At 59.6% G+C, this 17,377-nt stretch carries 13 protein-coding genes; 6 read left to right on the forward strand and 7 right to left on the reverse strand.

The features are described from left to right. Positions 1-262 precede the first annotated feature (262 nt). On the forward strand, positions 263-2,134 hold the full coding sequence (locus ACQ4WR_RS23955) for a phosphoenolpyruvate carboxykinase (GTP) (protein ID WP_102293810.1): 1,872 nt from the start codon (positions 263-265) through the stop codon (positions 2,132-2,134). A gap of 280 nt (positions 2,135-2,414) precedes the next feature. On the opposite strand, the gene uvrA is transcribed toward ACQ4WR_RS23955, so the two are convergent. Continuing rightward, the gene (gene uvrA / locus ACQ4WR_RS23960; RefSeq protein ID WP_102293809.1) at positions 2,415-5,264 is read right to left on the reverse strand and encodes an excinuclease ABC subunit UvrA; all 2,850 of its coding nucleotides are present in this window, start codon (positions 5,262-5,264) and stop codon (positions 2,415-2,417) included. A gap of 380 nt (positions 5,265-5,644) precedes the next feature. Here uvrA and ssb point away from each other — a divergent pair, with 380 nt between their 5' ends. Next, positions 5,645-6,154: a single-stranded DNA-binding protein gene (gene ssb / locus ACQ4WR_RS23965; protein ID WP_034781209.1), complete on the forward strand. Its 510-nt coding sequence runs from the start codon at positions 5,645-5,647 to the stop codon at positions 6,152-6,154. 91 nt (positions 6,155-6,245) lie between these two features. Here ssb and ACQ4WR_RS23970 read toward each other — a convergent pair whose 3' ends face one another. After that, positions 6,246-6,956 carry a hypothetical protein gene (locus ACQ4WR_RS23970; protein ID WP_436490343.1) on the reverse strand — a complete coding sequence of 237 codons (711 nt, stop codon included), beginning with the start codon at positions 6,954-6,956 and terminating at the stop codon, positions 6,246-6,248. A gap of 526 nt (positions 6,957-7,482) precedes the next feature. Continuing rightward, positions 7,483-7,899 carry a hypothetical protein gene (locus ACQ4WR_RS23975; RefSeq protein WP_436490345.1) on the reverse strand — a complete coding sequence of 139 codons (417 nt, stop codon included), beginning with the start codon at positions 7,897-7,899 and terminating at the stop codon, positions 7,483-7,485. A 286-nt stretch (positions 7,900-8,185) separates the two neighbouring features. Between ACQ4WR_RS23975 and ACQ4WR_RS23980 the strand changes: the two genes are divergently transcribed. Further along, on the forward strand, positions 8,186-8,965 hold the full coding sequence (locus ACQ4WR_RS23980) for an acetoin reductase (RefSeq protein ID WP_436490347.1): 780 nt from the start codon (positions 8,186-8,188) through the stop codon (positions 8,963-8,965). Positions 8,966-9,035: 70 nt separating this feature from the next. Here ACQ4WR_RS23980 and ACQ4WR_RS23985 read toward each other — a convergent pair whose 3' ends face one another. Together ACQ4WR_RS23985 and ACQ4WR_RS23990 are read right to left on the reverse strand one after the other, a co-directional pair. Next, complete coding sequence (locus tag ACQ4WR_RS23985; protein WP_436490349.1) at positions 9,036-12,617, reverse strand: M1 family aminopeptidase; 3,582 nt, start codon at positions 12,615-12,617, stop codon at positions 9,036-9,038. Between the two features lie 10 nt (positions 12,618-12,627). Continuing rightward, positions 12,628-13,545 carry an ABC transporter ATP-binding protein gene (locus ACQ4WR_RS23990; RefSeq protein WP_102293805.1) on the reverse strand — a complete coding sequence of 306 codons (918 nt, stop codon included), beginning with the start codon at positions 13,543-13,545 and terminating at the stop codon, positions 12,628-12,630. Positions 13,546-13,801: 256 nt separating this feature from the next. Here ACQ4WR_RS23990 and ACQ4WR_RS23995 point away from each other — a divergent pair, with 256 nt between their 5' ends. Continuing rightward, on the forward strand, positions 13,802-14,308 hold the full coding sequence (locus ACQ4WR_RS23995; protein WP_102293804.1) for a hypothetical protein: 507 nt from the start codon (positions 13,802-13,804) through the stop codon (positions 14,306-14,308). Between the two features lie 6 nt (positions 14,309-14,314). On the opposite strand, the gene ACQ4WR_RS24000 is transcribed toward ACQ4WR_RS23995, so the two are convergent. After that, a complete protein-coding gene (locus tag ACQ4WR_RS24000) occupies positions 14,315-15,163 on the reverse strand; it encodes a hypothetical protein (protein ID WP_102293803.1) in 849 nt (282 codons plus the stop codon). Between the two features lie 175 nt (positions 15,164-15,338). On the opposite strand from ACQ4WR_RS24000, the gene ACQ4WR_RS24005 reads away from it, so the two are divergent. Together ACQ4WR_RS24005 and ACQ4WR_RS24010 are read left to right on the forward strand one after the other, a co-directional pair. After that, positions 15,339-15,905, forward strand: a complete 567-nt coding sequence (locus ACQ4WR_RS24005) for a GNAT family N-acetyltransferase (RefSeq protein WP_436490353.1) — start codon at positions 15,339-15,341, stop codon at positions 15,903-15,905. After that, positions 15,902-16,654 (forward strand): metallophosphoesterase family protein, encoded by a 753-nt coding sequence (locus ACQ4WR_RS24010; RefSeq protein ID WP_102293801.1) that lies wholly within the window; start codon positions 15,902-15,904, stop codon positions 16,652-16,654. Before ACQ4WR_RS24005 ends, ACQ4WR_RS24010 begins: the two co-directional genes overlap by 4 nt. Here ACQ4WR_RS24010 and ACQ4WR_RS24015 read toward each other — a convergent pair. Next, positions 16,651-17,295, reverse strand: a complete 645-nt coding sequence (locus tag ACQ4WR_RS24015; RefSeq protein WP_146012321.1) for a hypothetical protein — start codon at positions 17,293-17,295, stop codon at positions 16,651-16,653. The two genes, ACQ4WR_RS24010 and ACQ4WR_RS24015, sit on opposite strands and share 4 nt — an antisense overlap. Between the last annotated feature and the right edge of the window lie 82 nt (positions 17,296-17,377).

Raw genomic sequence — 17,377 nt, forward strand, 5'->3', positions numbered from 1 at the left:
CGAGAATAGCTGTTTTGCGGGTGTACAATCGCCGGCACTTTTGATGCTTCCTGATGAGCGAATGGCACATGCAGCGCAAAATGTTACAGCCGTCTTGAAGCATGATCCAGGTAATGCCGCCGGCGTGAACGCCGCGGCCGACACGACCCCAGAGCCCTGCCCGCGTGAGCACGCCGCCCGCAGTGAGCCGCAGCCACCTCTCAATGATGCTGCCTGTCTTGCCGGAACGACCAGAATTTCTTTTATTGGTATTGGAGGTAATATGAATCAGCCCGTCATGGGTGGCGTCGCCGCACTCAACGTCCCAGCTTATATTAAACAACAGAAACTGATCAACTGGGTGGCCGACATTGCCGCGCTCACCAAGCCTGACCGCATCTACTGGTGCGATGGCTCGCAGGAAGAGTACGAGCGCCTGTGCGCTGAGATGGTTGCCAGTGGCACCATGAAAAAACTCAACGCGGAAAAACGTCCGAATTCCTACCTGGCCTGCTCCGATCCGAGCGACGTGGCCCGCGTCGAAGACCGCACGTATATCTGCTCGGCAACGAAAGAAGCGGCCGGCCCGACCAACAACTGGACCGAGCCTGGCGACATGCGCCACACCTTGAACGGCCTGTTCGATGGCTGCATGCGCGGCCGTACCATGTACGTCGTGCCCTTCTCGATGGGTCCGCTGGGCTCGCCGATCGCGCACATCGGCGTGGAACTGTCCGATTCGCCGTATGTCGCCGTCAACATGAAGATCATGACCCGCATGGGCCGTGCCGTGTACGACGTGCTGGGCACCGATGGCGAGTTCGTGCCCTGCGTGCACAGCGTGGGTGCACCGCTGGCCGCTGGCCAGGCCGACGTGAAATGGCCATGCAACAGCACCAAGTACATCGTGCATTTCCCGGAAACGCGCGAGATCTGGTCCTACGGTTCGGGCTACGGCGGCAACGCTCTGCTGGGCAAGAAGTGCTTCGCCCTGCGCATCGCCTCGAACATGGGCTACCAGGAAGCGCAAGCGTCCGACAACAACCCGGGCTGGCTGGCGGAACACATGCTGATCCTCGGCGTGGAATCGCCGGAAGGCAAGAAGCATTATGTAGCGGCAGCATTCCCGTCGGCTTGCGGCAAGACCAACTTCGCCATGCTGATCCCGCCGGCAAGCTTTAAGGGCTGGAAAGTGACGACCATCGGCGACGATATCGCCTGGATCAAGCCGGGCGCCGATGGCCGCCTGTACGCCATCAATCCGGAAGCCGGCTATTTCGGCGTGGCGCCGGGCACGAATGAAAAAACCAATTTCAACTGCATGGCCTCCATGCGCGACAACACCATCTTTACCAACGTGGCGCTGACCGACGATGGCGACGTCTGGTGGGAAGGCTTGACCAAGGAAGCACCAAGCCACCTGATCGACTGGCAGGGCAAGGACTGGACGCCAGCGTCCGGCACCAAGGCCGCCCACCCGAACGCGCGCTTCACGGTGGCTGCGACGCAAAACCCCGTCATCGACGCCGCCTGGGACGACCCTGCCGGTGTGCCGATCTCGGCCTTCATCTTCGGTGGCCGCCGCTCGACCACCGTGCCGCTGGTCACCGAGGCGCGCAACTGGGTCGAAGGCGTCTACATGGCCGCCACCATGGGTTCCGAAACAACGGCCGCCGCCGTGGGCCAGATGGGCATCGTGCGCCGCGATCCATTTGCCATGTTGCCGTTTATCGGCTATAACATGAGTGATTATTTCCAGCACTGGCTGGACATGGGCGTCAAAGTGGGCAAGGTCAACCCGGCTGCCCTGCCGAAGATCTACTGCGTCAACTGGTTCCGTACGGACGAAGCGGGCAAGTTCGTCTGGCCTGGCTTCGGCGACAATATGCGCGTGCTGAAGTGGATGCTGGACCGCATCGAAGGCAAGGCCGGCGGCGTGGAAAACCTGTTCGGCACGACGCCGCAGTATGGCGACCTGAACTGGGATGGCTTGCCATTCACGCAGGAACAGTTCGACACCATCACCTCGATCGACAAGGCCGCGTGGGTGGAGGAATTGAAATTACATACCGAGTTGTTTGAAAAACTCGCGTATCATCTGCCGCAGGAATTGGCAGACAACAAGGCTGCGCTGGAAAAGCGGCTGAGTGCATAAACAAGGTAGCGTAAGCGGCGCCTGGCAGACGTAGCGAGCGGCAGTGATTGTGGACAAGAGGTGCAACCGTGCTCAAGCACGGTGAGCATCGCAGGTGCACACAGCACGCCGCGCCGCGCAGCAGCTTGTCAGGTGTTGAGAGTTGTAGTGGGGGAGAAACACGCCGGCAAAGACTGGCGTGCGATAAATGACACGCCGGCAATGACTGGGGTGCTAGCAAAAAGAGGAACGGCGCGGATCGCATGAGCAATCCGCGCCGTTTTTTATTGCGCTGCCGTTCTTATTGCCTGAGCAGCGGCCCCAGGTACTTGCCTGTCACGCTGGCAGGGTTCAGCGCCACGTCTTCCGGCGTACCGGTGGCGATGATCTGCCCGCCGCCGGCACCGCCCTCGGGACCGAGATCGACGATCCAGTCAGCCGTCTTGATGACGTCGAGGTTGTGCTCGATGATGACGAGGGTATTGCCCTGGTCGCGCAGGCGGTGGATGACTTTTAATAACAAATCGATGTCGTGGAAGTGCAAGCCCGTCGTCGGTTCGTCGAGGATGTACAGGGTGCGGCCCGTGTCGCGCTTGGACAGTTCCAGCGACAGTTTCACGCGCTGTGCCTCGCCGCCCGACAGGGTGGTGGCGCTCTGGCCCAGCTTGATGTAGCCGAGGCCCACGTCGAGCAGGGTTTGCAGCTTGCGCGCGATCAGGGGCACGGGTTTGAAGAATTCATGCGCTTCTTCCACCGTCATGCCCAGCACTTCCGTGATGTTCTTGCCCTTGTATTGCACTTCCAGGGTTTCGCGGTTGTAGCGCTTGCCGTGGCACACGTCGCACGGCACGTAGACGTCGGGCAGGAAGTGCATCTCGACCTTGATCACGCCATCGCCCTGGCACGCTTCGCAGCGTCCGCCCTTGACGTTGAACGAGAAGCGGCCCGCGCTGTAGCCGCGTTCCTTGGCCGTCGGCACGGTGGAGAACAGGTCGCGGATCGGCGTAAACAAGCCCGTGTAGGTGGCGGGATTCGAGCGCGGCGTGCGGCCGATCGGCGCCTGGTCGACGGAAATGACCTTGTCGAAATGCTCCAGGCCGCTGATCGAGTCGTGCGGCGCCGGTTCCGTCTGCGAACCATACAAATGGCGCGACAGGGCCGGATACAAGGTATCGTTGACCAGCGACGACTTGCCCGAACCGGACACGCCCGTCACGCACGTCATCAGGCCCACAGGCAAGCTCAGCGACACTTTTTTCAGGTTGTTGCCCGTCGCGCCAGTAATGACCAGCTGCTTTTCCGGATTGCTGGCGTGGCGCTTGGCAGGCACGGCGATCTTCAGCTTGCCATTCAGGTACTGCGCCGTCAGCGATTTCTTGTTTTTCAGGATCTCGGGCAAGGTGCCTTCGGCAATGATTTCACCGCCATGCACGCCCGCGCCGATGCCCATGTCGACGATGTAGTCGGCCGTACGGATGGCGTCTTCGTCATGCTCGACCACCAGCACGCTGTTGCCGATGTCGCGCAAGTGCTTCAAGGTTTCGATCAGGCGGTCATTATCGCGCTGGTGCAGGCCGATCGACGGTTCATCGAGCACATACATGACGCCCGTCAAACCGGAGCCGATCTGCGATGCCAGGCGGATACGCTGTGCTTCGCCGCCGGAGAGCGTGTCGGCGCTGCGGTCCAGCGACAGATAGTCGAGGCCCACATTGTTGAGGAATTTCAGGCGCGAAATGATCTCTTTGACCACACGGTCGGCGATCTCTTTTTTCGCCCCCGTCAGTTTGAGTTTTTCAAAAAATTCCAGCGTTTCGCGCAGCGGTTTTTCCGCGACTTCATAAATCGCGCGCTGCTGCTTGCCGGTGCCGACCTTGACGAAGCGCGCTTCCACGCGCAGGCGCGCGCCATCGCATGAGGGGCAGCATTTTTCATTGATGAACTTGGCCAGCTCTTCCTTGACGGCCATCGAGTCCGTCTCGCGGTAGCGGCGCTGCAGATTGTTGACCACGCCTTCAAACGTGTGTTCCTTGATGACGGTGCGGCCCCGCTCATTGACATAGCTGAACGGAATCACTTGCTTGCCCGAGCCGTACAGCACGGCTTGCTGGGAATTCAGGTCCAGCTGCTCGAACGGCGTGTCCAGGTCGAACTCGTAAAAGGCGGCCAGGTTCGTCAGCATCTGGAAGTAAAACTGGTTGCGGCGGTCCCAGCCCTTGACGGCACCCGAAGCCAGCGACAGATTCGGGAACGCGACGATGCGTTTCGGGTCAAAGAATTCAATGTGCCCGAGGCCGTCGCATTCCGGGCAGGCGCCCATCGGGTTGTTGAAGGAGAACAGACGCGGTTCCAGTTCCTGCAGGGAATAGCCACACACATTGCAGGCGAACTTGTTGGAGTACACGTGTTCCTTGGCGCTATCCATTTCGTAGGCGATGGCGCGGCCGTCGGCCAGGCGCAGGGCCGTCTCGAAACTTTCCGCCAGGCGCTGCTTGATGTCCTGGTTCACCTTGACCCGGTCGATGACGACATCGATCGTATGTTTTTCCGTCTTCTTTAATTTCGGGAGGTCATCGACTTCATAGATTTTCGCCGCGTGCGTGCCGCTCTGCACGCGAAAGCGCACGAAGCCCTGCGCCTGCATCTGCTCGAACAGATCCACGTGTTCGCCCTTGCGGTTGGCAACGACGGGCGCCAGGATCATCAGCTTGGTGTCTTCCGGCATGGCCAGCACGGCATCGACCATTTGCGACACGGATTGCGCTGCCAGCGCGTTTTCCGGATGGTCGGGGCAGTACGGCGTGCCGACGCGCGCATACAGCAGGCGCAGGTAGTCGTGGATTTCCGTCACGGTGCCGACGGTGGAGCGGGGGTTGTGCGAGGTTGCCTTCTGTTCGATGGAGATGGCGGGCGACAGGCCCTCGATCAGGTCGACGTCCGGCTTTTCCATCAGTTGCAGGAATTGGCGCGCGTAGGCCGAGAGCGACTCGACGTAGCGGCGCTGGCCTTCCGCGTACAGGGTGTCGAAGGCCAGCGAGGATTTGCCGGAACCGGACAAGCCGGTAATCACGATCAGCTTATTGCGCGGCAAATCGAGATTGATATTCTTGAGGTTATGCGTGCGAGCGCCGCGAATGCGGATCTGTTCCATGTGATTGCCTTGCTTTCAGTGAGTGGTGCGGCCAGCGCATCGGGCCAGGGTGCGGATGAAGAGCCACAACGGGTCAACCTGTTACTATAGCCGGGTTTTGATCTGCATGCCTGAGGCATCCACGGGCGGATTGCGGCGCCCTGCGGGCGTGCCCCGGGAAAGTTTGATACAGATGCGTGCAGACGTTTAAACACTGTATATAATACCAGTATTCAAGTTTCTTGTTTTCACCTGCCGTGAAAAAAACGTGCTGCCGCACGGTAGGCGGCGAAGCCAGAAAGCGCATGCTTTGCGCCGCCTGGTCGCTTATAATCCTCGTTTAGCAAAAAATCTAACGCGCGCGAGTTTTGGCTCCCGCCGCAGTTCATCAGGAGTTATTCATGGCATCAGTCAACAAAGTCATCATCGTCGGCAATCTGGGCCGTGACCCGGAAATCCGCTACATGCCTAGCGGCGACGCGATCGCCAACATCGCCGTGGCCACTTCGTACAAATCGAAGGACCGCAACACGGGCGAACAAAAAGAATTGACAGAATGGCACCGCATCTCGTTCTTCGGCCGCCTGGCGGAAATCGTCGGCCAGTACCTGAAAAAAGGGTCGTCCGTCTACGTCGAAGGCCGTCTGCAAACCCGTAAGTACACGGACAAGGACGGCGTCGAGAAGTATGCAACCGACATCATCGCGGAACAGATGCAAATGCTGGGCGGCCGTTCCGGCATGGGCGGCGACGCCGGCGGTGGCGATGACAGCTACGGCGGTGGCGGCGGCTACGAAGCCCCGGCCCCGCGCCAGGCACCAGCCCCGCGTCCAGCGCCGGCCCCTGCACCACGCCCGGCACCAAAGCCAGCACCGAACTTCTCGGACATGGATGACGATATTCCGTTCTAAGCAATTTATACAAAGAGAACCAATTACTGAAGCGGAGCTACTAAGTTAGCTCCGTTTTTATTTCCTTTTTGATTTTTTGGTATCTTTTATTTTAAGTACCTTTACTTAACTGTGCTTTAGCAATTTTTGATATGGACTGAGCAACCTTCATGTTTCTTTTCATTTTAAGAATGCATAAATTTTTGTTTTTTCCGATTACTGTTAGTTCAATTTTATTTGAAACTGGACGTTGGTCAACTTTTATTTCTGCAATAAATTTTCCAAGGAAAAATCTAATATAATTTATACCATCATGCTTAACTGGAACCGGTTCGAGAATGATTTTACTGTCAAAGCCAGAATACGTTAAGGTTGTGGAAAATTGATTTGTATTTTCGATGGAGCGAGAAGTTAATATACTTTTCGCTATTTCTTCATGGGGGCCAATCGATATTCTTCTATATAAATGTTGATTTGAATTGGATGCTCTCCATAACATCGATATAAAGAATAGTCTTAATGATAATAGATCTTCTTTTTCGACTTCTAATTCATATCGGCCTTCTTGATTAATAAACTCAGCCATTGGAGTTCGTAAAAGGCGAATGGCAACATCATCCCAATTTCCATAGTCTTTTTCACACTGCTGACACCATATCGAAGAATCATAAGGACCAACTGGGCTTTTTTTGGGAAATTTCCCCAATTCTCGTTGTTTTAACATCAGGCCATCATCCACAATATCTCGAAAAAAAGCCTCAGGTATAACGTGAGCTTTGACTCCGAAACCGGAGTTTCCACAAAAATTACATTTTTTCAACATTTCATAGTCCTTATGAATTCATTGCTATTTTAGAATGGAGGAAATTGAGATTGAACGATCAGAAAAATATCTTCTTGGGAAGTGTTATGGTAGGGTGATCGTGAATTCTAAATCTAAAACTGAGCAGCCCTATTTTTTATGATATTTCTATTTTTTAATTTTGTCAAAAAATTAAATTAACGAATCAGAAATATAAAAACTGATTTTTCGAGCCAGTACGGTAGGGCTGATGATGGCGAAAAACATATTACTCAAATAAGCCGTCATACTGATATTCTTATTATGCCGAGGTATAGTAAAGCAGCCTTCTCGGCCATTTGTTGAAATTTTTTGTGTGGTACAAAAGAATTTTTTCAAAATAGACTTTTTTGGGGCGTTATTTAGCAGTGGTCGACTATGTTGACGATTTATTTTCAACTATACCTGAGATTAAAAATTTCTGTATAGATAATCGTTTTTATTCTCGCAAGTCGTTCTGGCTGTCTCAAGAATCCCTGTACATCAAGGGTATGCAGGGATTCTTTTTTTAATCGCGCAGCCCCATCTCCAGGCGGTAATTCGCCACCGCATTCCTGCGCGCCGCGTTGCGCATCAGATACACCTGCACCGTGTACTCGCCATCGGCCGGCAGCGTTGCCTGGTAGGTGTTGCCGCTGGTCGAGCCGATGAACAGGGCCTCGTCCTGGCCGGCCTGGCGGATGTTGAAGTAGTTCGACGGCTGATTGGTTTTCAGCTTGACGCTGAGGGTCTGGCCGGCCTTGCCTGTCAGCGTGTATTCGGCTGTGGCGTAGCCCTTGATCTGGCCTTTGACGCTGTGCGCGGCCTTGCCGGCCGTCAGCGCCACAGTTTCCTTGTGGATGGGGTCCGCGCTCCAGGCGGGCGTGCTCAAACAAAGTGCCAGCAGCAGCAGGCTGGCGCGGATGGGCAGTGAACGATGCAGCATATGGATCTCCCTTGATGGTGGTGCCAGCGCGCTTGCCAGCGATGCTGCCCATGTTACGCCAGCTGACGCCATGTGCCGGTACGGCAGCGTGCGCATGGCGTATTGCGCCGTGCTTTTTTAGCTTTTCTTGACGTGCGCGCTTTTTCCGGGCGCGCACGTTTCAAGACGCGGCGAATTGCCCATTTCAGGTAGGCTGAAGCGTCTCTTCGATGCGGAACCGGCCGCAGGCGCGGCTGCGCCGGACCGGTTGTGCCGCTTTTTTTCCCTACACTGAAAGGAACGCAGCATGGGTATTTCCGGAAAAGTCGCGCTGGTCACGGGTGCCGCGCAAGGTATAGGCAAGGCCATCGCCTTGCGCCTGGCCAGGGATGGCGCAGATATCGCGCTGGTGGACCTGAACCAGGAAAAACTGGACACGGCCGCCGCCGAAGTGCGTGCGCTGGGCCGCCGCGCCGTCACCTGCATTGCCGACGTGTCGCAATTGCAGCAGGTGACGGAAGCGGTGGCGTTTGCCGAGAGGGAACTCGGTGGCTTCGACATCATCGTCAACAATGCCGGCATCGCCCAGGTGCAGGCGCTGCTCGACGTGACGCCCGACGAAGTCGACCGCATCATGCGCATCAATGTGCAGGGTACCCTGTGGGGCATCCAGGCGGCCGCCAAGACTTTCAAGAAGCGCGGACAGAAGGGCAAGATCATCAATGCCTGTTCCATCGCCGGGCACGACGGCTTCGCCTTGCTGGGCGTGTATTCGGCCACCAAGTTTGCCGTGCGCGCGCTGACGCAGGCGGCGGCGAAGGAACTGGCGGCCGACGGCATCACGGTCAACGCGTATTGCCCTGGCGTCGTCGGCACCGACATGTGGACCGAGATCGACAAGCGCATGGCCGAAGTGACGGGCGTCGAGCTGGGCGCGACGTATAAAAAATATGTGGATGGCATCGCGCTGGGACGCGCCGAGACGCCGGAAGACGTGGCCGGCCTGGTGTCGTTCCTGGCGGGACCGGATGCCGATTACATGACGGGCCAGGCGCCGCTGATCGATGGCGGCCTCGTGTACCGCTAGCCGCTGACAGCCTAAAAAAAACAGGCCACGCTGTCGGTGACAGCGTGGCCTGTTTGCGTCGCATCAAGCGTTAGTTAACACTGATTTCCTTGCGGTTGTCACGCGCCACCCGGTCGATCATCTTGTTGTAGGGATCGACGCCGACTTCAAACGGCTTGTCCTTCACCGTGATCGTCAGCACCGGGTCGCTGCCCGACAGCACGCGCTTGTCGGTAAACAAGACGGTTTCCTTGTCTTCCTTGGCACCGGCGGGGCGCGCGAAAATGGCGATTTCCACCGGCTCGTCATAGGCGCGCGGGCTTTCCTTGCCCTTGCCGTCCGATTCCAGTTTGGCCAGGTGCAGCTTCATGGTGACATCCCACTGGCCATCCTTGCGCTGCACGGCTTTTGCTTCCGTCACGCGGTTGTCGTAGAAGACGATTTTCTCGAACAGGTCGGTGATCAGCGCCTGCTTGCCCTGCGGCGTTTCGGCGCGGATATAGTCCAGCAGTTCCAGCGTCGTGGTGAACGGCGCCTGCTGGTAGCCCTTGTCCTGCAGATAGCGTTTCAGGGCACGGTTCAGCGCTTCCTCGCCGATCTCGTCGCGCAGGCGGTAAAACACCAGGCTGCCCTTGTTGTAGTGGATGTATTGCTGTCCTTCCACGCGCGCCAGCGGCAGTTCCTCGATGGCTTCGCCGCCACGGCCGCTCAGGTAACGGTCCAGTTCATAGCGCAGGAAACGGCGCATTTTTTCGCGGCCGTATTCCTTTTCCATCACCATCAGGGCCGAGTACTGCGCCAGCGACTCCATCAGCATGGTGGCGCCCTGTACGTTGGCGCCGATCACCTGGTGGCCCCACCACTGGTGCGCCATTTCATGCGCGGTGACGTAAAACACATAGTCGATGTCCTCCTTGTCGCGCAGGTCGGCGATGAAGCCGACGCCTTCCGAGTACGGAATCGTATTGGCGAACGATTGCGCAAAACTCTGGTAGCCGGGGAACTCCAGGATGCGCACCTGCTTGTGCTGGTAAGGCGTGAACCGGGTGCTGAAATAGTCGAGCGACTTTTGCACGGAGGTGATCATGCGGTCCGTGTTGTAGCCATGCTTCTTGTCGAAATAAATTTCGATCGGCACGCCGTGCCAGTCGCCCTTCTTGACGTCCCAGCGCGCCGACAGGTAGGCGAAGAACGGCATCATCGGCTGGTCCATCTTGTAGCGGTAGTAGCGGCGGCCATCCTTTTCCCAGCTGCCTTGCAGGTAGCCGGGCGCCAGGGCGATCTGCTCGCCGCTGGTGGACACCGTCGTGTCGAAATGGACCCAGTCCGCTTCGCTGCCAAACACCGTGTTGCCATACGCGGACTTGTCTTCCAGCTTGGCCATGCGTTGCGGCTCGCCCAGGCCCCGCTTGCGGCGCTCGTTGCGGTCTGTCAACTCCATTTCCTTCGCATAACCGAAGTGCGGGAAATACGCCTGGTTGTTGAAGAAGCTGCCGTTCAGGTTGACCTGGTCCGGCGTGCCGCTGTTGGTAAAGCCCTGGTGCGTGACAGCCACCGTGAAGTCCAGCGGCAGGGTGGCGCCCGGCGCCAGCGGCTGCGCCAGCGTGAGGATCCTGAAGCCCAGTTCCTTGTCGTGCAGTGCAACCTTGTGCGCTGGCAAGTTCCGCCAACTGGTTTCGAGTTCCGGATTGAGCTGGATGCGCAAAGTGTCGAGCGGCTGCGCCGTCTTGTTTTGCAGCACATAGTGACCCTTGATCAAGACCTTGCGCTGCTCCGGATAAATATCCACGTTGGCCTGGATGTCCGTGATCTTCGGCTGCGGCAAGCCCATGTACTGGCGGTACTGTTTTTCGTAGCGCGCCTGCTTGTCCATGCTGACGTCGGACGTTTCGTACTGGTTCAGCACATTCGTGTTGTAGAAGATCCAGCTCCCCGTGCCGGCCCAGCACAGCAGCACCACGGCCAACGCGGCGCCGGCACGGCCGTGCAGGCGCTGGCCCGCCAGGCGCACGCGCGCGCGCCAGTCGGCGGACAGGCCGCGCACCCAGAAGGCCCGCGCCAGCATGACCAGCGCCACGGTAAACAGGCTCCAGTACAGCGCAAACCAGGCCCAGCCGGTCAGGAAGTGGCCATAGCCATTCATGTCCGAATACTTGATGGCGGGCGTGGCGGCGAAGTTGTACAGGTTGTGTTCGAAGTGCAGCATGCCCAGCACGGATTGCGCCACCATCAGCAGGATCACCAGCAGGTAGCCGATGAATTTGTTGTTGGACAGCACTTGCAAGGTGAGGGCGCACAAGCCCATCAGCACGAAGAAGAGGGCGCCCAGCAAGGTGCCTTTCAGATACAGGCCCAGTTCCACGGGCGCGCCGCCCTTGTACAGCTGGAAGCCGATGGCGGTGACGACGCCCACCAGCAGGTAGCCGGCGATGACGCCGATCAGGGCCGTGCATTTGGCCAGCAGGGGCACCCAGTTGGGCACGGGCATGGCATCGCTGACGTCGGCGATCTTGACTTGCCGTTCCTTGAAGATCAGTTCGCCCGCGTAAAACGTCACGATGATGATCAGCATGAAGCTGAAGCTGTTGCTGATATTTTGCAGCATCAGGTGCGTCATCGGATACACGGCGGTGCCGTACATATTCTTGCCGACATTCGCGCCGGCGAGCAGGTTGATCACGCCGAACAGCAACATGACGAGGAAGGGCACGCTCTTGAAGACGCCGGCCGCGTCGAAGCGCAGGATGTGCCACCACTGGCGCCAGGCGGTCGCCGTGGTGAAGTTGGGCAAGGTGCGCGGCAGGTGCAGCGGCGCGGAGACGGCAGGACCGGCCGCCTGCATTTTGGGCTTGCCGAACAGGCGCTTGCCCGTGCCTGTACGCTGCGGTTTGAACAGCGCCACGGTGGCGAGGAACAGCACGGCCGTGATGCCCAGCCACAGCAGGCGGTTGGTCAGCAGGAAGCCGGACAGAGGCGGCAGGCTGGTATTCGACTCGGCTGACGTGAAATAGCGCGTCATGCGGCCAAAGGCGCGCAGGCCGAACGGGTCGAGCAGCACGGCAACCCACTCATTGTTGATGTCGCGCGTAAAGACACCGGCCATGGCCCACAGCACGAAAAATCCCAGCACGCCCACGTACACCAGCATCATCGAGCGCGTGGTGGCCGCCAGCAGCATCAGCAGGGCGCCGATGAAGAGCAGGTTCGGGATGACGATGACGGCAAAGCTCCACGCATACGTGTGCAGCGAAAACGCGCCCACGCGCTGCGCATCGACCCAGGGCATGACGGGGCCCAGCATGGTGGCCAGGGCGATGGCGGCAAAGATCACCAGGCAGGCGACAAAGCCGGCGGCAAAGCGGCCGAACAGGTAGTCCCACTTGCGCATGGGCGTGGCGAACAGCATGTCGGCCATGCCCACTTCGCTGTCGCGCAGCACGGCGCCGGCGATGAAGACGGTGACGAGGAACATCGACAGCAGGCTGAAGATCCCCAGCATCTGCGCCACCACGGTGGGCGCGTTGCGGTTGATGTTGCCGATGGCGCCGCCGATCTGCACGGAGTCGCTGGTGGTGGCGCCAAAGGCCATCAAGGCCATGACGGCGGCAAATACCCACAGCAGCGGCTGTTTCAGCTGATAGCCGAGGTCAAACTTGAAAAATTCCTTCCACATGGTGCGCTCCTCAGGCCAGCACAGCGGCTGGGGCTGCGGCTGGCGCGGCGGTACCCTGGCGGGCAGCATTGCGCACCTGCAGGAAGTACACGTCTTCCAGGTCGGGCGCGACCAGATTGAAGCCGCTGTCGGGCTGGCTGTCGGCAAACACATTGATTTGCGGCTTGCCGCCCACCAGGCGCGTCGACAGCACGTTCAGGGTTTGCTGGTATTGCGCCAGCTCGTCCGTGGTGACGCTGCGGCGCCACACCTTGCCCAGCAGGGTATCGATGGCGGCCTGCGGCTCGCCCTGCACCAGCACTTCGCCCTTGACGATCATGGCCATGCGCGGGCACAGGTCCGTCACGTCGTCGACGATGTGCGTCGAGAGGATGACCACCACCTGCTCGCCGATCTTCGCCAGCAGGTTGAGGAAACGGTTGCGCTCGTCCGGGTCCAGGCCCGCCGTCGGTTCGTCGACGATCACCAGGCGTGGCGCGCCCAGCAGCGCCTGGGCGATGCCGAAGCGCTGGCGCATGCCGCCCGAATACGTGCCCAGGTTGCGCTTGCGCGCTTCCCACAGATTGGTTTGCTGCAGCAAGGCTTCCACGGCCTCCTTGCGCGGGCCTTTTTCCGTCAGGCCTTTCAGCACGGCAAAGTGGTTGAGCAGGGTTTCCGCGCTCACTTTCGGGTACACGCCGAAATCCTGCGGCAGGTAGCCCAGCTGGCGGCGCAAGCCTTCCTTGTCCTTGAGCACATCGACACCATCGAAATGGATGCTGCCGCTATCGGGATCCTGCAAGGTGGCAATGGTGCGCATCAACGAGGACTTGCCCGCGCCATTCGGCCCCAGCAAGCCGAACATTCCATTCGGAATGTCCAGACTGACATTGTTGATGGCCTTGACGCCATTCGCATAAGTTTTGTTCAGCTGTTTGATCGATAGCATGTGCGGCACTCTCCTGAGCTTGACTATAAAAAGCCGGCAGATACTTGCCTGCCGGTCTGTGGAAGGGGATCACCCTTGTTTCTGGTCAACCGCCGTGGCGGATGTTACTTAAAAACAATCATATCGTTATTAAGATGAAAATTTTTATTTTTGCGACAAGGGGCGAAAATGCGGGGATGAAGTGCAGGAGAGGCGGCATGAGCGACGTGGTGCTACCATTGGTCGCATGACAACATTATCGAATGGGAAAGCAGTTATGCCGGCATTGAAGAACATCACCTTGCGCCCCGTCGCAGCGGGGGAAGAGGGCGCGCTGGCGCAGTTGTTCCAGCTGTACTGCCACGACAATGCGGCCTGGAGCGGCGAAGACGTGCTGGCCGACGGCCGCTACGATGTGTGCAACGCCGGCTTGGCCGAGTATGTGCATGCGCCCGGGCATACGGCCGTGTGGATCGAGGCAGATGGGGCGCTGGCGGGATTTTTCATCACGGAGCCTGGCATGGCCGGCACGCTTGCGGTGCAGGAGTTCAGCGACTTTTTTATCTTGCGCAAATACCGGCGCCAGGGACTGGCGCTGGAGGTGGTGCGGCGCGTGCTGCTGGACAGCGACACGACGTGGCTGGTGGCCATGTTCCACGCGGACGCCGCCGCCAACGCCTTCTGGCGGCAGGCCTTTGCGCGCCTGCCGTTTGCCAGGGTCGAGCCATGGCAGGACGCCGGCCTGCCGCAGTTCCAGCTGTATTTGCTGAAACCAGCCGCGTGAAGGGTTTTAGAAGCGCACCTTGACGTAGGCCGATGGTCCCGTCAGGCGGACATTCAGGTCGGCATCGCGCTCGCTGTCGCGGTGCAGCTTGATTTTCGAGATGCCATAGTCGGCGACGAAGCCGATATTTTTGAACGGGAACCATTCGACGCCGATATTGCCGCCATAGATATGGCCGTTGATGCGTCCGCCATTTTTCTTGATGCCCGACGCTTCCGCGTACATGCGCAAGTCCGGCGTGAACGCGTGGCGCCAGCCCACCTCCAGCAGCGGTGCGAACGCATGTTCGCCGATGGAATCGCGCGCCGAGGCCGTCTCGCCATTGACGATGCCGGTGGCGGTGCCGTTCAGGTTGGCATTGTAGTAGGCGGCGCCCAGGCCGATGCCGAAGGTGTCGTTGCCGCTGCCCAGCCACCAGCGGTAGGACATCTTGGCCAGGTCGAGTTTCAGGTCGGCGTCCGCCGTGGCCGTGCCCGTCACGGGCTGGCCATTGATGGTGGTCTGGCCGGTCAGCGTGGGCGTGTAGGATTTGTCATAGCGGTAGTAGTCGAAGGCCAGGCCATGGCGGTCGCCGATCAGCAATTCGGCCTTGATGCGCGGAATGGTCGTGCGGCTGGGATTCGATTCGGGCGCATCGATGCGGCCAAACTGCGTGTCGGCGCCGACATTGATGCGCGGATCGGCGGCGAAAGCGCCCACGGAAATGCTGACGCGGTCCAGGGTAGGGGACGGTTCGGCCCGCGCCGCGGCGGCCGCCGTGGCAATGCCCAGCACGCCCAGCATCATGGCGCCGCGCAAGGCAAGGTGGTGCGGGCGTGGTGGGGACAGGCGGGTGAACACGGACATGGCAGACATGGGGCAACTCCTCAAAATAAAGTGAAAACTGTCGCGACGTTTTTGCAACAGTGCAATGAGGAAATGGTAGCAACTGTTACATTTAGATCACGTAGCCGCACGGCGCAACTGTCCGTCGGACTTGTCCTACCGCCGGTCAAGCAACTGTAAAAACTGGTAATGAAGGGAAGTCAATATGCAGGAAATCATGGAACTGGTGACGCCGCGTCTGGTACTGCGGCAATGGCGCGACAGCGACTTCGCGCCGTTCGCGGCGCTGAATGGCGATCCCCGCGTGATGGCCTGTTTCCCCGCGGCCCTGTCGCGCGACGCCAGCGACGCCATGGCCAAGCGCTGCAGCGGCCTGATCGCCGAGCGGGGCTGGGGCTTGTGGGCCGTGGCCTTGCGAGAAAACGATGCCTTCATCGGCATGACGGGCCTGCATATTCCCGCTGTGCAACTGCCATGTTCGCCTTGCGTGGAAATCGGCTGGCGCCTGGCGTTCGACTACTGGGGACAAGGTTACGCGCAGGAAGCGGCGCATGCCGCCTTGCAGGCAGGCTTTGCGCGCGTGCAGCTGGCGGAAATCGTCGCGTTCACGGCCCTGCCCAACTTGCGCTCGAGCACGCTGATGGCGCGCCTGGGCATGCGTCGCGATGTGGACACTTTCGAGCATCCGGCTCTGGCGCCAGGACACGCATTGCGCACGCATTGCCTGTATCGCCTGACGCGCGCAGAATGGTGTGCACAGGAGGGAACATGAGAATCGCCGCCATATCCGATATCCACGGCAACCTCGATGCGCTCGATGCCGTGCTGGCCGACATCGCCCGGCGCGGCGTGGACGTGACCGTCAACCTGGGCGACATCGTTTCCGGCCATCTGCAGCCGCGCGCCACGGCGGCGCGGCTGATGGGACTCGGCCTGCCCACCATCCGCGGCAACCACGAGCGGCAGCTGCTGGGCGACCCGGCCCGCATGGGCGTGTCGGATGCGTATGCGCGCGCGCAGCTGTTGCCGGAGCAACTGGACTGGATCGCGGCACTGCCCGCCACCTTGCGCCTGCGGCACGACGTGCTGCTCGTGCATGGCACGCCCGCCAGCGACCTGGTGTATTTTCTCGACAGTGTCACGCCGCAGGGCAGCCGCGCCGCCACGCCGATGGAAGTGGCCGAACGCGCGGGCGACGCCGACGCGGCCCTGATCCTGTGCGGCCACACGCACATGCCGCGCCAGGTGCGCCTGGCCGATGGGCGGCTGATCGTCAACCCGGGCAGCGTGGGCTTGCAGGCGTATGACGACGAGCACGGCTATCCGCATGTGATGGAAAACGGCACGCCGCACGCGCGCTACGCCATCGTCGAACAGGGGGCCGATGGCGCGTGGACGGCGCAGTTTCATGCGGTGGATTACGACTGGGAACAGGCGGCCAAGCTGGCGCTGGCGAATGGCCGGCCCGACTGGATCAGGCCGTTGCGCGCGGGCCGCGTGGGGCCGCCCGATAGTGTCTAGCAGCTGGGGGCGCGGGTGACGGGAACGGGCACGAGCTCCGTCTTGCCTTCCTTGGCGATCACCTGGTTGATGCTGATGCTGCAGCGCTTGCCTTCCCACGAAAACGCCGCTTCGTAATCCTCGCCGGCGCGCGGCGTAAAGGTGACGTCGCCACTGCAACTGGGCGAGACGTTTTCATAGCGCATCCCGTTGGCCACGTAAAACGAGGACACGTCCTGGAAGCCTATGCGCAGGCTGCTGGGCTTGTCGGCGGGCACTTCATACTCGCGAAAATAGGCTTTCGAAAAAAAGCCGTCCTTGCGCGCCAGGTTTTTGGACGTTTCCGTCTCCGGGATGCCCAGGCTGGTATTGCTGACGCTGCCAATCAGGGAGCCGAAGGCGGAACCCATGCTGCCGCTGGCCTTTTCCACACCGTCGCTGAACATGCCGCGGATGCAACTGCTGTCGCGGTACAAAAAGGCGGTGGCGCCATTCTGGCCAAACAGGCGCAGGCGGCTGATGGTGGAGGTGGCCGGCGCGGCCGGCGTGCTGGCCGATGTTTCAACGGCGGCGGCAGGCGCGGGCGCCTCGGTGGGGGCGGCTTCCTGGGCAAAACTGGAGCTGCACAGCAACAGGGACAACAAGACGGCAGGGTTTTTCATTGTGAATTAAAAATTATCAAAAAGAAACAAACTATACCATATGGCAATATTGTGTTGTTCTTTTTGACAAGCCGGCCAGCGT

The sequence above is a fragment of the Janthinobacterium amylolyticum genome, assembly GCF_051380655.1.
Lineage (GTDB): Bacteria > Pseudomonadota > Gammaproteobacteria > Burkholderiales > Burkholderiaceae_D > Janthinobacterium.

Excerpts from the sequence above, each read along its gene's own strand:
- uvrA (WP_102293809.1), bottom strand. The coding sequence starts at position 5,264 with ATGGAACAGATCCGCATTCGCGGCGCTCGCACGCATAACCTCAAGAAT.
- ACQ4WR_RS24005 (WP_436490353.1), top strand. The coding sequence starts at position 15,339 with ATGCAGGAAATCATGGAACTGGTGACGCCGCGTCTGGTACTGCGGCAA.
- ACQ4WR_RS24000 (WP_102293803.1), bottom strand. The coding sequence starts at position 15,163 with ATGTCTGCCATGTCCGTGTTCACCCGCCTGTCCCCACCACGCCCGCAC.
- ACQ4WR_RS24015 (WP_146012321.1), bottom strand. The coding sequence starts at position 17,295 with ATGAAAAACCCTGCCGTCTTGTTGTCCCTGTTGCTGTGCAGCTCCAGT.
- ssb (WP_034781209.1), top strand. The coding sequence starts at position 5,645 with ATGGCATCAGTCAACAAAGTCATCATCGTCGGCAATCTGGGCCGTGAC.
- ACQ4WR_RS23985 (WP_436490349.1), bottom strand. The coding sequence starts at position 12,617 with ATGTGGAAGGAATTTTTCAAGTTTGACCTCGGCTATCAGCTGAAACAG.
- ACQ4WR_RS23990 (WP_102293805.1), bottom strand. The coding sequence starts at position 13,545 with ATGCTATCGATCAAACAGCTGAACAAAACTTATGCGAATGGCGTCAAG.
- ACQ4WR_RS23975 (WP_436490345.1), bottom strand. The coding sequence starts at position 7,899 with ATGCTGCATCGTTCACTGCCCATCCGCGCCAGCCTGCTGCTGCTGGCA.
- ACQ4WR_RS23980 (WP_436490347.1), top strand. The coding sequence starts at position 8,186 with ATGGGTATTTCCGGAAAAGTCGCGCTGGTCACGGGTGCCGCGCAAGGT.
- ACQ4WR_RS24010 (WP_102293801.1), top strand. The coding sequence starts at position 15,902 with ATGAGAATCGCCGCCATATCCGATATCCACGGCAACCTCGATGCGCTC.
- ACQ4WR_RS23995 (WP_102293804.1), top strand. The coding sequence starts at position 13,802 with ATGCCGGCATTGAAGAACATCACCTTGCGCCCCGTCGCAGCGGGGGAA.
- ACQ4WR_RS23970 (WP_436490343.1), bottom strand. The coding sequence starts at position 6,956 with ATGTTGAAAAAATGTAATTTTTGTGGAAACTCCGGTTTCGGAGTCAAA.
- ACQ4WR_RS23955 (WP_102293810.1), top strand. The coding sequence starts at position 263 with ATGAATCAGCCCGTCATGGGTGGCGTCGCCGCACTCAACGTCCCAGCT.